Annotated in this window: 10 protein-coding genes and 5 pseudogenes; 8 read left to right on the top strand and 7 right to left on the bottom strand. The window is 68.5% G+C overall.

Translation table 11 applies throughout. The features are described from left to right. Positions 1-159: 159 nt before the first annotated feature. A complete protein-coding gene (locus ABZT06_RS42400) occupies positions 160-1209 on the bottom strand; it encodes an aldo/keto reductase (RefSeq protein WP_355753338.1) in 1050 nt (349 codons plus the stop codon). Positions 1210-1336: 127 nt separating this feature from the next. Between ABZT06_RS42400 and ABZT06_RS42395 the strand changes: the two genes are divergently transcribed. The 3 genes and pseudogenes from ABZT06_RS42395 to ABZT06_RS42385 form a co-directional block, all read left to right on the top strand. Then, complete coding sequence (locus ABZT06_RS42395) at positions 1337-1771, top strand: MerR family transcriptional regulator (RefSeq protein WP_355753336.1); 435 nt, start codon at positions 1337-1339, stop codon at positions 1769-1771. Between the two features lie 140 nt (positions 1772-1911). Further along, positions 1912-2328 (top strand): annotated as a pseudogene (locus tag ABZT06_RS42390) (GNAT family N-acetyltransferase); the annotation flags it as partial. Positions 2329-2459: 131 nt separating this feature from the next. Further along, a pseudogene (locus ABZT06_RS42385) lies at positions 2460-2582 on the top strand (transposase); the annotation flags it as partial. Positions 2583-2600: 18 nt separating this feature from the next. Here the strand turns inward: ABZT06_RS42385 and ABZT06_RS42380 are convergent. Continuing rightward, positions 2601-2720 (bottom strand): annotated as a pseudogene (locus tag ABZT06_RS42380) (IS630 family transposase); the annotation flags it as partial. A gap of 250 nt (positions 2721-2970) precedes the next feature. Here ABZT06_RS42380 and ABZT06_RS42375 point away from each other — a divergent pair. Together ABZT06_RS42375 and ABZT06_RS42370 are read left to right on the top strand one after the other, a co-directional pair. Then, a complete protein-coding gene (locus ABZT06_RS42375; RefSeq protein WP_355753333.1) occupies positions 2971-3909 on the top strand; it encodes an alpha/beta hydrolase in 939 nt (312 codons plus the stop codon). Between the two features lie 10 nt (positions 3910-3919). Next, positions 3920-4693, top strand: a complete 774-nt coding sequence (locus ABZT06_RS42370; protein WP_355753331.1) for a YafY family protein — start codon at positions 3920-3922, stop codon at positions 4691-4693. 163 nt (positions 4694-4856) lie between these two features. On the opposite strand, the pseudogene ABZT06_RS42365 reads toward ABZT06_RS42370, so the two are convergent. Beyond that, a pseudogene (locus tag ABZT06_RS42365) lies at positions 4857-5129 on the bottom strand (DUF6233 domain-containing protein); the annotation flags it as partial. Between ABZT06_RS42365 and ABZT06_RS42360 the strand changes: the two are divergent. Then, positions 5130-6046 (top strand): annotated as a pseudogene (locus ABZT06_RS42360) (glycoside hydrolase family 6 protein); the annotation flags it as partial. A 118-nt stretch (positions 6047-6164) separates the two neighbouring features. Here ABZT06_RS42360 and ABZT06_RS42355 read toward each other — a convergent pair. Beyond that, entirely contained in the window at positions 6165-7079 is a 915-nt protein-coding gene (locus ABZT06_RS42355) for an expansin EXLX1 family cellulose-binding protein (RefSeq protein WP_355753328.1), read from the bottom strand. Positions 7080-7298: 219 nt separating this feature from the next. Here ABZT06_RS42355 and ABZT06_RS42350 point away from each other — a divergent pair, with 219 nt between their 5' ends. After that, positions 7299-7499 (top strand): hypothetical protein, encoded by a 201-nt coding sequence (locus tag ABZT06_RS42350; RefSeq protein ID WP_355753326.1) that lies wholly within the window; start codon positions 7299-7301, stop codon positions 7497-7499. Positions 7500-7768: 269 nt separating this feature from the next. On the opposite strand, the gene ABZT06_RS42345 is transcribed toward ABZT06_RS42350, so the two are convergent. After that, positions 7769-9235, bottom strand: a complete 1467-nt coding sequence (locus tag ABZT06_RS42345; RefSeq protein WP_355753324.1) for a non-reducing end alpha-L-arabinofuranosidase family hydrolase — start codon at positions 9233-9235, stop codon at positions 7769-7771. A gap of 728 nt (positions 9236-9963) precedes the next feature. On the opposite strand from ABZT06_RS42345, the gene ABZT06_RS42340 reads away from it, so the two are divergent. Then, positions 9964-11394, top strand: coding sequence for an endo-1,4-beta-xylanase (locus ABZT06_RS42340; RefSeq protein WP_355753322.1), 1431 nt, complete (start codon positions 9964-9966; stop codon positions 11392-11394). A 338-nt stretch (positions 11395-11732) separates the two neighbouring features. Here ABZT06_RS42340 and ABZT06_RS42335 read toward each other — a convergent pair whose 3' ends face one another. Both ABZT06_RS42335 and ABZT06_RS42330 read right to left on the bottom strand, forming a co-directional pair. Beyond that, positions 11733-12665, bottom strand: a complete 933-nt coding sequence (locus ABZT06_RS42335) for an aldo/keto reductase (RefSeq protein WP_355753320.1) — start codon at positions 12663-12665, stop codon at positions 11733-11735. A 398-nt stretch (positions 12666-13063) separates the two neighbouring features. Next, the gene (locus ABZT06_RS42330) at positions 13064-14035 is read right to left on the bottom strand and encodes a WYL domain-containing protein (RefSeq protein ID WP_355753317.1); all 972 of its coding nucleotides are present in this window, start codon (positions 14033-14035) and stop codon (positions 13064-13066) included.

Below are 14035 nucleotides of genomic sequence, written 5' to 3'. Positions count from 1 at the left end.
CCGCTACGAACGCAAAGCCGAGCACTTTCTAGCCTTCACCAGCATCGCCTGCACCCTCATCTGCTACCGCCGACTCGCCAAATGAGACGAAGTCTTAGCTCGATTCCTCGACGCCGACACAACCAAGATCAAACCGACGTGTTGAATCCCGGCAAGCCCTTAGGCTGCCGAACGCTGGTCCGGGAGCCGCCGACGGCAGGCAGGGTCGGTGAGCGCGGGCGGGGTCCACGCGCCATCGGGGTGGTACAGGTCGGTGCCGGGCGGGACGATCGCGTCGATCCGGTTCAGCGTGTCGTCATCAAGGACGAGGGCCGCGCCCCTGAGGGTGTCTTCGAGCTGTCCGAGCGTGCGCGGTCCGATGATGACGGAGGTGACCGCCGGGTGTGCCAGCGGGAAGGCCACTGCCAGCTCCGGGAGCGTGTGCCCGAGGTCGGAAGCGAGTTCGACGAGCGCTTCGACGGCGTCCAGTTTGGCCCTCGTGGTGGGGAGAGCGGGGTCGAACCGGGCGGGAGTGAGCGCGGCGCGGCCGGTGCCGAGGTCGATCGGCCGGTCCTTGCGGTAACGGCCGGTGAGGAAGCCCGAGGCGAGCGGGCTCCAGGTCAGTGCTCCCATCCCGAGGCGTTGCACGACCGGCAGGACGTTCGCTTCGACACCGCGTGCCAACAGAGAGTACGGCGGCTGTTCGGTCCGAAAGCGCTGCAGCGCGCGCCGTTCGGCGACGTGGTGGGCCTCGAGGATCTCCTCCGCCGGGAACGTCGAGCACCCGAACGCGCGGATCTTGCCCGCGCGGACCAGGTCGCCGAGAACGGACAGGGTTTCCTCGACATCGGTGGTGTGGTCTGGCCGGTGCACTTGGTACAGGTCGATCCAGTCGGTGCGCAGACGCCGCAGGCTCTCCTCCACCTCCCGGACGATCCAGCGCCGGGAGTTGCCGCCGCGGTTGCGGCCCTCACCCATCGGGAAGTGCACCTTGGTGGCAAGCACCACATCGTCCCGCCGCCCCAGCAGCGCCTTGCCGACGATGATCTCCGATTCGCCCGCCGAGTACATGTCGGCGGTGTCGACGAAGTTGATGCCCTGGTCGAGCGCGGTGCGGACGATCCGGACACAGTCGTCGTGATCGGGGTTGCCCACGGCACCGAACATCATGGTGCCGAGGCAGTATGCGCTGACCTCAATGCCAGTGCCTCCGAGGACGCGGTAACGCATGGTGGAGTGCTCCTTTGTGAGGGACGAGCCGGACGGCCGTCGCACGGGCCCGGTGTCGGTGAGCCTAGGATGTGAAGTCGGCTCTAGATCAAGTGCTGGTCTGACTCAGATAGCGACGGGGGGACGGGTGGCCGAGTCTCAGACGAGGCTGAGCATCGGCGAAGTGGCCGCGCGGTCCGGCGTGAGCGTGCACACGTTGCGGTTCTATGAGCGCGCGGGCGTGCTGCTGGCTGGCCAGGTGGAACGTAGTGCCGGCGGCCGCCGGGTCTACACCGAGGACGACGTCGCCTGGATCGACCTATGCCTGATCCTGCGCGCCTCGGGGATGTCGTTGCCAGTCATCCGCCGCTACACGGAACTGGCACGTGCCGGCGCCGGCACGGAGCCCGAACGGCTGGCCCTCCTGCGCGAGCACGAGGAGAAGGTCTTGGGGCAGCTGGCTGAGATGCACCGCTGCCTCGATCTGATCCGCCACAAGGTCGCGGTCTACGAGGACGTGATCGAGTCCGGTGCCATCGCCCCCGGCTGCAACTCGCCCACAGGCGCGGACGACGCGGTGTGACGCAGTGACGCGGCCTTCACGCGGTTCCGCCGCCGGGCCTATCCTGCCCGGCCCGCGACCGGCTGCGTTGTGGTTCCGGAGCGGCAGCGCGGGCGAGCGCGGAAACACCGATGAGGCGTCTGCCTTCGCCCGGGGGACGCATGACCGAGATCCGCACGCCCCGTCTTCTCCTGCGTAGCTGGCACGACGACGACCTCGCACCGATGGCGGACATCAACGCGGACCCACGGGTTATGCGCTGGATCGACGACGGCTCGGTGCGCGACCTGGACGACACAGCCGAGGCCACCGACCGACGGGAGGAGGAATGGGACGAGGAGGGCTTCGGACTCTTCGCCGTCGAGCTCCTGGCCTCGGGCGAACTGATCGGCTTCACGGGGCTGTCCGTGCCCGAGTTCCTGCCGGAGGTGAGGCCCGCCCCGTGGCGATGAGCTGGCAGCTCGGCTCACAGTTTGGGGCCAGGGATTCGCGTCCGAACCGCGCACACCACACTGGAGTTCGCTCTCCAGGACCGCGGCCTGGACCGCGTCGTCAGCATCAACCAAGTGGGGGACGATGGCGTCCGTTGTCGTGGTGTAGCCGATCACGGTTAGGGAGTGCGCCAGGGGCGCGTGCCTATGAGGCTTCCGCTCCCTGCCTGCAGGCGGGCCACCGTGCAACCCTCAACGGGCAGTTCAAACGCGGGAGGAGCTTCTTCCCTGTGCTGCTGGAGCGACGGCGCCGGATCGACCAGGCCCTGTATGCCGTCATCATGGGAGCCTACGTCCATGGGGTGTCCACACGGTCGGTCGACGACCTGGCCAAGGCCCTCAGCGCGGACACCGGAACCCCCGCCCGCCGAGGCTCGCAGCATCATCGCCCGCCGGAACTGCACCGTGCTGGTAGTGCCCCGGTGCACGATCCGCTGCAGCTTCCGCACCTCCTGCTCGGTCAGTCTCCGTACCCTCACCGGCTGCGTCGATCGGACGTGTCGTCACGTCCAACCGACGCTCAGTAGGAATCGGCACGAGATTCGTCAATACCCGCCTGGTGAACGGATTCTGGTCACAGCCGGGCGCCGCCGCTGGACGAGGAAGACGCCGGTCATGCGGTCCGCGGGGCTGGGTGGTGGCCTGGTAAGTGATACGACGGGAGTGTGACGCGGCTCACCGGGAAACAGTGACAGGACGCTGTCGCGGACGGCTGCGACCGTCGGCAGCATGACGATCACAGACGAGGACTGCCTCACCGAGACCCTGGCATTCAACGACCAATTCGAGGCCGCCGCCGCGAACCGACCGGTGCGCGAAGCCGCGCCGGACGCAACCCTGCTGGCCAGCCTGCGGCGCAACCGGCTCGGTGGCGACACGTCACCGGTAAGACTGCCGCACGGCCAAGACCGCGTCGTTGAGGGCGGGGTGAAGGTACGGGTCTTCGTGCCGGACCACGTTGACGGCGTGTACCTGCACATCCATGGAGGCGGCTGGGCATTCGGTTCTGCGGACGGGCAGGACGAGAGGCTATGGCTGCTCGCCGAGCGGGCCCGGCTGGCCGTGGTGAGCGTGGACTACCGTCTCGCACCGGAACACCCCTTCCCTGCCGGGCCCGACGACTGCGAAGCGGCTGCCCGGTGGCTGGTGCGGCACGCCGCGGCCGAGTTCGGCACCGAACGGCTGCTGATCGGTGGTGAATCGGCCGGTGCTCACCTCAGTGTCGTGACGCTGCTGCGCCTGCGCGACCGGCACGGCATCACCGGCGCGTTCCGGGCGGCCCATCTGCTCTTTGGCCCCTACGACCTTTCGATGACGCCGAGCCAGCGATCGTTCGGCTCGAAGCGGCTGCTGAGCAATACCGACTCGCTGCGGCGGACCTATGAGCTGTTCACACCGGGCATGGGGGCGGAGCAGCGCCGTGATCCCGAGGTCTCACCGCTGTTCGCCGACCTTGCCGGTTTGCCGCCGGCCCGGATGGTCGTCGGTACCGAGGATCCGCTGCGGGACGACTCGCTGTTCATGGCCGGGCGGTGGCAGGCGGCAGGCGCGCCTGTGCAGCTCGGTGTCGTCGCCGGGGCCATGCACGGCTTCACACTGTTCCCGCTGACCGTCACCGAGCGCGAACTGCGGCGCGAGCGGAACTTCCTGTCCACCGCAGGACGGTAGCGTCGCCGTCATGAACCGCACTGCCCGGCTGTACGCGCTGGTGGAGGAGTTGCGCGCGGCGGCGCCACGGCCGCTGACGGTCGCGGCGCTGGCCGCGCGATTCGAGGTCAGCACGCGTACGGTGCAGCGCGATCTCCAGGTGCTGATGGAGACCGGTGTCCCGGTACGCACCACGTCCGGGCGGGGCGGGGGCTGGTCGATCGACCCGGAGATGACCCTGCCCCCGATCCACTTCACCGCCGATGAAGCCTCGGCGCTGGCCGTCGCCCTCGCCACAGCCGACGCCGCCACCCCGTACGCCGGCGCGGCCCGCACAGCAGCCCAGAAGATCGCGGCCTCGATGACCGGCCCCGCCGCGGCGGCGGCACAGGAACTCGCCGCACGGATCGTTACGCTGCCCTCGCCGACCGACTCCACAGTCCGCGCCGCAGTGGAACAAGCCCTCTCCACCAACACGGTGCTACGGCTGTCCTACAACGACGCGGCAGGGCGCGAAAGCGACCGCGCGGTGGAACCGTCCGGACTACTCCACGCCGACGGCCAGTGGTACCTCATCGCCTGGTGCCGCACGCGACAGGCCGGCCGGGGCTTCCGGCTCGACCGCATCACAGCAGCGGCTCCAACCACTGAACAGGCTCAGCCCCACGACCTGACCGAACTGCTGCGCGGCTCGGCCGCAGCCGACGCCGTGCAACCCACCACGCTCGCTTCTTGCGCGAGCCTCGCGGGCGCCGCCGCATTCGTGCAGGCCCCTCCCACCGTACGGGCGTGGTCGGGCCGCTGACATACCCGTTGCGACCTCTTTTGCCCATGCCCTGGCTGGAGTTGAGGAGTGGGAGGGCAGGAATGGGCGGCGCGGCCGCTGCTGGCGATCAGGGCGCGCTCGCCGGGTTGCGCGCCGGGCTGGGCCGCCGCGCCAGGGCCGCTGTCGGCGCGGCGGCCGGGGGTCAGGAGTCGTCGGGGACGGAGTCGGTGATGTGGTCGAAGCCGCGGAGCAGAGGCGTCAGCTCCTGCGCGGCTCCGCACAGCGTGCACCGCCGGGTGCCCGGGTGTTCCGCCGTGTCCAGGGCGCGGTTCGCATCGAGCAGCGGCGCACCCGCCGGCGCTTCCTCGCAGTCCGGTGCATGCAGGACAGAACGAGCCGGGCCGCGGCCGTCACGCAACTTCGCGAGCACCCAGCCCGAAGACCGGGGTTCCCCGAGGACCTCCCGGACACCCGACTCCTCTCCGACTCCAAGTACGTGGGCCTGCGGATCGCCACCGTCATCGAACCCGATTCGCTGCCCAACCTGGTCACCAACGCCGGTGGGACCCCCACCACCACCAACGCCTGCGTGACCATGAAGGGCAACGGCAACTACGAGAAGGGTGTCGGCTACGCCCTCGACAAGCTGGGCGCCATTCCCAACGTGTACAACTACGTCGACGCCGCCCACCACGGCTGGCTCGGCTGGGACAGCAACCTCGGTCCCGCGGTGCAGGAGTTCCACAAGGTCGCGACGTCGAACGGCGCGAGTGTGAACGACGTGGCGGGCTTCATCGTCAACACCGCCAACTACAGCCCCACCAAGGAGCCGTAGCTCAAGGTCACCGACATGGTGAACGGCCAGACCGTACGCCAGTCGAAGTGGGTGGACTGGAACCAGTACGTGGACGAGAAGTCCTTTGCCCAAGCGCTGCGCGACAAGCCCGTGGCGGCGGGGTTCGACTCCGGACTCGGCATGCTGATCGACACCTCGCGCAACGGCTGGGGCGGCTCGCCCGGCCCACCGGTCCCGGAACGCAGACCACCGTGGACGGCTACGTCGACGCCAGCCGTACCGACCGGCGCATCCACGCCGGCAACTGGTGCAACCAGAGCGGCGCGGGCATCGGTGAACGGCCGACCGCGGCTCCGGCCGCGGGAATCGACGCCTATGTGTGGGTCAAGCCGCCGGGGGAGTCGGACGGCAACAGTGCCCCCATTCCCAACGACGAGGGCAAGGGTTTCGACCGGATGTGCGACCCGACCTACGGCGGCAACGCCCGCAACGGCAACAACCTCACGGGCGCGCTGCCTGACTCCCCGCTGGCCGGACGCTGGTTCTCCGCTCAGTTCCAGCAGCTGATCAAGAACGCCTACCCGCCGCTGCCGTAACCCCCACGGACGCGGTGCGGGACTGCGGGGTTTTCTCCCCCGGCCGTGAAGGCCGGGGGAGAAAACCCCGCGTCCGCAGCCGCCGGCCGCCATCGCCGGGCGCGCTGCCGGTGGCAGGTCAGTGTCGTGCGAACTGGGTGTTCGTCGGCTGCACCACGTTGGGGCGCACTGCGATCCCGTTGACGGTGAGTTGCTGGCCGTAGATGTCGGTGAGCCTTATGGCGCCGCCGCATCCGCTGCCATCGGGGGAGAGGAAGTAGTTGTAGCCAGTGCGGGCGAGTTGGCGCCAGCCGTTGGTGGTACGGACCTCGAGCCGGGCCAGCGGGTTGCGGTGGCCGATGGCCTGGATGCCGCACCAATAGGCGCTGGAGCCGGTCTTGTAGCGGATGGAGATCGTGCCTGCCGCGTCGGGGCTGAGCAGACTCCAGGTGACGGCCAGCCGGCCGGTGGAGGTGGGGGCCAGTTTCGCGAAGGCCTGTTCGCTGAGGTCGAGTTGGCCGGGTGCGCAGGGCAGCGGGCATTCGTTGGTGATGCGGACCGTGACGGAGTTGCCGTTGGCCGCGTGGACGCGCACGTAGGCCCCGCAGGCCCTGGACGTCTCGTAGTCGGTGGTGTTCATCGCGGCGATCATCATGTCGCTGCTGGGACCGTAGGAGCAGGCGCCGTCTCCGACCCCGGCCTTGTAGACGGTGGCGACTCCCGGGTAGGTGACCTTGGGCTGGATGCGCCCGGCCAGGGAGGTCGTGGCGGGGGTGGCCGTGCGCGGCGAGGCCGAGGAGGGCGACGGCGTTGCGGAGGAGGAGCGGGAGGCCTTGGGGGTGGCCGCGGAGGCCTTCGGGCTCGCCGAGGTCGCCGAGGGGGACGGCGAGGACGACTTGTGCCCGGGCGTGGCCGGGGGCGGCGGGATCTGCTGGGAGTCGGTGACGGCTGTGGCCGCGGCCGACACCGTGTCCTCCTTGCGGTCGGGTCGCATCGCCACGACCAGGCAGACGAGGAGTGCCGTGACGGCCAGCCCGCTGCTGGTGGCGATCATCAACCGGCGCCTGCGTCTCCGCTGCCGCGCGGCCTGACGTGTTGTCTCCTGCATGTCCATCCGTTCGGAAGAGCGAGCGATGTTGCACCACTCAGTGGCCGCCGGACGCGAAAAGGTTGCCGCCGGTTTCAGAGCGGATCGCAGCCGGGACACGAGCGGCCGAACAGAGTGCCGGACACGGTCTTCGCGGTCTCCGTGCTCCCGCCTTCGGACTCTCGGGTGGCAGCACGGACTGCCCCGGACGCCACCCCTGTCGTGACGTGGCCCCGGCAGGCGTACAGCCTCGCACTGAACTCGGGTCTGGAGGACGCCTGCAAGGACATCGTCCCGGTGAGCAACCTGGGACCGCAGGACTACGCCCTGGCCGCGAGTGGCTGGCTCCCTCCGGTACGACGACGTTCGCTGTCGGACCCACCATGACGAAGGCGGCCGGCACCACGACGGCCGTCACCGTCCCGCCCACGGTCGGCGGACCTGCGTCGAGGACAAGGACACCGGTCTCAGGGGCTCCGAGAACCACACGAACAGGGCGGCCGATGAAGCAGCCGAGCATGGGGAGGTCGACGTCTACATCGTCCATCCCGTCTCAGTGTGAGCGGCGCCGCCCTCTCCCCGGCGAGGGCGGGCTCGGTCGTCCGCCGAGTCCGCCCACGCCGGTCCCGTACGAGAGTCGAACCTCTCCCGCTCCGTCAGCGCTGCAGTGTCAGCAGACCCGGGCGGTAGGGCAGGAGACCGTAGTCGCCGCCTGAGCTGGGGCTGCGTCCCTGGTAGAGCAACTGCAGGTTGCAGGGATCGACGGTCATGCTCTGGTCGGGGCTGGTGCGGATCAGTTCGCCATGGCTGATGTCGTTGGTCCAGGTGGCGCCGCTGTTGGCCTTGCCGGCGAACGGGTTGCTCTCGGTCGCGGCCTGCGGGGTCCACGACCCGTTGAGGCTGGTGGCCGTGAACGAGCGGAAATAGCGGCCCTGTGAGCCGATCGCCTCGACGATCATGAGGTAGCGGTTCTGGCCCTGCAGTTTGTAGACCTGCGGCGCCTCGAACAGGTTGTTCGTCGTATCGCTCATGACAACGGTGGAGCTCGAGCCGAAGCTGCCCGGGAAGTTCCCGATCGGCATACTCGCTCGGTAGATCTTGCCGTTGTCACCGGCGAAGAACAGGTACATGTTCGTCCCGTCACCGATGAGCGTCTGGTCGATGGGGCCTGTGCCCGAGCCGGAGATGCTCCCGGAGAAGAGCACCTGCGGGGATGACCAGCCATTGGGGTTGGTCGGGTCGCTCGATGTCCGGTAGGAGAAGGCGGTCCCGCCCCACTGGTAGGCGAGCACCCAGACGTTCTTCGGGGCGAAGTAGATGAGTGTGGGTGCGACGGTGGAGGAGGACATCGTGTTCTGACTCGCCGAGGCCATATCCGACCAGTTGGTGAACAGGCTGAAGTTCATCGAACCCCAGCTCGTCCCCGTGTCGTGGGTGGTCGCGTACACGAGTTGCCTGCCGTTGTACGGGACGACGGTGAAGTCCTTGAGCGAGACCCACCCGGGCTTGGGCTGCGCCAGCGCGGTCGTCGACGTCCAGTGGTAGGTCGACGGAAGATCGCACGCACCGGGAGCGTCGGCGCCGACCTTGACCAGCCGCCATTGCTGGTTGGTGCCACCCCAGTCGTCGTACTGGACGACGTTCGCGTTGTCGTCGGTGGCAGCGCCTTGTACCTCAAGGGCCTTGTTGCTGTGGCGCGAGATGAGCCTCACGTAGCCGTCCGCGCTGTAGGCCAGTCGCCACTGCTGGTTGGCGCCGTTGGAGTCGGCCCACTGGACGACGGAGCCGCCGTTCGCGGTGGACCAGTTGTACACGTCCAGCACTTTGCCCGAGTGGCGGGACTTGAGGCGGTAGTAACCGCCTCCGGAATCGACGAACTGCCACTGCTGCTGGTTCTGGTCGTTTCTGGTCCACTGGGTGATCCGGGCGCCGTCGTTGGTTGCCATGTTGTAGACGTCCAGGGCCTTGCCGCTGTTGCGGTTGACCAGGACGTACGAGGCGTTCGGGTCGATCGTCGCCGCGCTGGCGGGTTGAGCGCCGAGGAAGGCGGCCACCAGCAGCAGGGGGGAGAGGACGGCGAGCAAGCGTCTGATGAGGACCGTGGAGGGGTGGCGTAACCACATCTGAGAGCCTCCTGGGGGCGGGGCGAGGTGGCGCCGGCGAACCGCGGAGCCGCCGTGCGGGGACGGTGGACCTGTCGAAAGTTTCGGCCAGTTCATGAAACCTTCGACGGCACAAGCTAGAAATCAGCGGCCCCTTGGTCAAGGGCTGTCACTGTTCTGTCTGCAATCAGTTGCTCCCCGTGGGACGTGGCGCGCTGTCGGATCGATCGGAAACGCCGGCATCGACTGGGGTGGCACTCATCCGTTCGAGCGCTTCAAGGGCTTTGATCAGGGGCGGGAGGGTGAGGTGCCGACGCTCGCGCAGTTGCCCTGGTCGCCGCCTAGGTCATGTGGTGTCTGTGAGTAGTGGCGCCGGGGGCCGACTTACAGTCTTTCGCTGTCTCGAATGTTTCGCGATTGCGAGAGAAACTTTCTTTGCGCAATCTATTGACGATCCACCGTCAACACCCCAATCATCCCTCCCGAGGGTCGGCAAGCGTTCGATATCTCGGCCTTCGCCGGCCATACGCAAGCCATGCTGCACGGCAAGTCCTCGCACCCCAGCACCTGCACCACCCCCTTTTCGCAACGCTGCGTGACGGCCCCGGCCGCACCGTGATGGCCCGTCACCCGCCGCCCGGCACAACGGCGGCAGGTCAGATGCCGTACGCCCCGCCCGCCGAAGGACGTGACCGGCGCTTCTCCGCGCGCTCCAGTCAGTCCGTGATGTCTATGTTGGAGGCACTGCCATGGGCGTGAACGCCCTTCCCAGATCCGTAGTCCGCCGGAAGATCCGCAGTGCGCTGATGGTGCTGCTCACGGGCGCCCTCAGCACGGTCGTCGCGCTGGCCACGCCGACGACCGCACAAGCCGCCGAGAGCACGCTCGGCGCCGCCGCGGCGCAAAGCGGGCGCTACTTCGGCACCGCCATCGCCTCAGGCAGATTGGGTGACTCGGCCTACACCACCATCGCTGGGCGCGAGTTCAACATGGTGACGCCCGAGAACGAGATGAAGATCGACGCCACCGAGCCGCAGCGGGGCCAGTTCAACTTCACCGCCGGTGACCGCGTCTACAACTGGGCCGTACAGAACGGCAAGCGGGTCCGCGGACACACCCTGGCCTGGCACTCGCAGCAGCCCGGCTGGATGCAGAGCCTCAGCGGCAGCACCCTGCGCCAGGCGATGATCGACCACATCAACGGCGTGATGAGCCACTACAAGGGCAAGATCGCCCAATGGGACGTCGTGAACGAGGCGTTCGCCGACGGCAGTTCGGGAGCCCGTCGCGATTCCAACCTGCAACGCACCGGCAACGACTGGATCGAGGTCGCCTTCCGCACCGCGCGCGCCGCGGACCCCGCCGCCAAGCTCTGCTACAACGACTACAACGTCGAGGACTGGACCTGGGCCAAGACCCAGGCCATGTACGCCATGGTCCGGGACTTCAAGCAGCGCGGCGTGCCGATCGACTGCGTCGGCTTCCAGTCGCACTTCAACAGCGGCAGCCCCTACAACAGCAACTTCCGCACCACCCTGCAGAACTTCGCCGCCCTCGGCGTCGACGTGGCCATCACCGAACTCGACATCCAGGGTGCCCCGGCCACGACCTACGCCAATGTGACCAACGACTGTTTGGCCGTCTCGCGTTGCCTCGGCATCACCGTCTGGGGTGTGCGCGACAGCGATTCCTGGCGAGCGGATCAGACGCCGCTGCTCTTCAACGGCGACGGCAGCAAGAAGCCCGCCTACACCGCCGTCCTCAACGCACTCAACGGTGGCACCTCCACGCCCCCTGCGGAGGGCGGGCAGATCAAGGGGGTGGGGTCGGGCCGCTGCCTGGACGTCCCGAACTCGAGCACCACCGACGGCACCCAGCTCCAGCTGTGGGACTGCCACAGCGGCACCAACCAGCAGTGGACGTCCACCACGGCCGGCGAACTCAGGGTCTACGGCAACAAGTGCCTGGACGCCGCCGGCACCGGCAACGGAACCAAGGTCCAGATCTACAGCTGCTGGGGCGGTGACAACCAGAAGTGGCGCCTCAACTCCGACGGATCCATCGTCGGGGTCCAGTCCGGCCTCTGTCTCGACGCCGTCTCGGCCGGCACCGCCAACGGCACGCTGATCCAGCTCTACACCTGCTCGAACGGCAGCAACCAACGCTGGACCCGCACCTGACGAGCCCTGCGACTGGCGGCCGCGGTGACGTGGTCGCCAGGACGCGCCGGCTGCATGCTCGGGGGGTGACAGCGTGGGTGCCGCGCCGGTGACGGTTGAGGTCGATGTCGAGCCGCGAGCAGCAGATATCGGGACGGACGAGGACCAGTCAGGAGCGATCGTCCCGGTCCGCGATCACTGCCCCGGATCCCGTCCGCCCTGCTGGCCGTCGTGGCCGCCTCCGGCCCGCAGGGGGGTTCCGCACCAGCGCGGAGTCCACGGGTACGTCCCCGGCGATACGGCGTGATCAGGGATTCCGGTGCTGTCGGGCCCAGCAACCCGTCAGGAAGGGGTCGCGGCTACGGGACCGTGTACCCCGCGGCGCGGAACAGTTCGTACCACTCGGACCGGGTGAGCGGGATGTCGGAACCGAGCGCGGCTGCCGTGACGCGTTCGGGCGTGGTCGTGCCGAGCACGACCTGCATCTGTGCGGGATGGCGCGTGATCCAGGCGACCGCGATCGCCTCGGCCGGCACGCCGTACTTGTCGCTCAGCCGGTCGATCACCGCGTTCAGCTCGGGGAAGCGTTCGGAGCCGAGGAACGGGCCGTCGAAGAACCCGGCCTGGAAGGGCGACCATGCCTGGATCGTGATGTCGTGCAGGCGGCAGTAGTCGACGATCCCGTCATCGCGCACGAGCGACTGATCGAGGCCCTGCATGTTCGCGGCGACGCCCTGCGCGATCATCGGCGCGTGCGTGATCGACAGCTGCAGCTGGTTCGCCACGATGGGCTGCGTCACGTGCTTGCGCAGCAGGTCGAGCTGTCGGGGGGTCTGGTTGGAGACGCCGAAGGCCCGTACTTTGCCTGCCGCCGACAGCTCGTCGAAGGCGCGGGCCACCTCCTCCGGCTCGACGAGGGCGTCGGGGCGGTGCAGCAGCAGGATGTCGAGATAGTCCGTGTTCAGTGCCTGGAGTGATCCGTTCACGGACTCGACGATGTGGTCGTGGGAGAAGTCGAAGTACGGCCCGTCCTTGACGATGCCGGCCTTCGTCTGAATGACGAACTGCTCGCGCTCCGACGAGCTGAGTTTCATGGCTTCCGCGAACCGGCGCTCGCAACCGTGGTCGTCCGAGCCGTAGACGTCGGCGTGATCGAGGAACGTGACACCGTTGTCGCGCGCGGTGTGCACGAGCCTGCGCACCGCCTCGTCGGTCATGTTCTCGATGCGCATCAGTCCGAGGACGACGTTGGGGACCACCATGTCGGTGCCGGGCAGGGTGAAGGTCTTCATGTGTCTCTTTCGTTGTGACGTGAGCATTTCAGGCGGAAGCAGCACTTCGTGACGACATCCTCGACGAGCAACTTCCGAGGTGCAGCGCGACGTCGCGTGCTCACTCTAGAAATCGGCGATCTAGAAATCCAACAGTTGCTGGTTCTGGTATTGAGAACTGCGGGTTGTGAATAGCGTCGCGATGCCTCCCACGCCGATGGTCACAGTGGCTTATGCGAGGCGGCTGTGCGGAGTCTCGCGTTTGAAGTCGGGGCGAGCCTCACGGCACTGGTGCCTCGGCGGCATCGCGCTTGATGCGCTCACGCGCCGGGTACGACGCGCGGCCACTCGCGACGCGCGGTCACACGCGACGCGCGGCCACGTCGACACCCGCGGGTACGGCCGTTCGCGAGGAAGGCTCAACGCTCATCCGTGACGGCCGCGGTGAAACGCGCGGCAAGCGCACTCGTCGCCGCGCGCAGTTCCGGGCCGCCTTCGACACGGAAGGCGTGCGGCAACTGGGCCAGCCATTCCTGCGCGTACATCGTCGGATTCCTCGTGCTGCCGACGAGCACGCACCCCTCGCCGGAGGGTTCGAGCCGTCCCATGGGCGGGCGGATCCACGGCTGCACCTGGTCCATCGGCGCCTCGAACACGACCCGTGCGGCAAACGCCCACCCCTGGCCCAGGTTCTCCTCCAGTACTGCCACGGGGTCGAGGCCATCGGGCATCTCGAAGCCGCGAGCGCTCTCGCGGACCGCGCGGATGCGGTCGATCCGATAGGTGCGGATCGCGTCCGCGTGATGGGAGTGACACAGGAGGTACCAGCGGCCGTAGCGGACGACGACCGCCCATGGATCCACCTCGGCCTCCCACTCGCTGCCGGACTCACTGCGATACTTCAGGAGCACGCGGCGTCGCACCGCGCTGGCCGCGACGAGCGTGCTCGTGAGGGTGGGATCCGGACGGGCCGTATCACGGTCGGGCGCCGCCGACGCGTGCTCGCGCAGCGCGGCCGCCTGCCGCCCGACGCTCTCGGGCAGCGCCCGGATGACCTTGCCCAGGGCGGTGGCGACGATGTCGTCGGCCTGAAGGTCGGCGGCCGCCGGCTGACCGTCGAGGACCGCCATGACCAGGCCCAGCGCCTCGGACTGCGTGAACAGGACCGGCGGCAGCCGCGCCCCGCGCCCCAGCCGGTACCCGCCGTAGGGCCCCCGGGTGGAGTGAACGGGGATGCCCGTCTCGCGCAGGATCCCGACGTAGCGGCGCGCGGCCCGCTCCGTGACCCCCAAGGCGGCGGCCAGCTCGTCGGCGGTCACGCCCGCGCTACGGGACTGGAGGATCTCCAGTGTGCGCAGGGCTCGCGCGGTGGGGCTGAGCTCGGTCGGCAC

It is taken from the genome of Streptomyces sp. NPDC005483, assembly GCF_040606035.1.
Lineage (GTDB): Bacteria > Actinomycetota > Actinomycetes > Streptomycetales > Streptomycetaceae > Streptomyces.
Note: the sequence above shows the minus strand (reverse complement) of the source record. Positions and strands in the feature narration are given on the sequence as shown.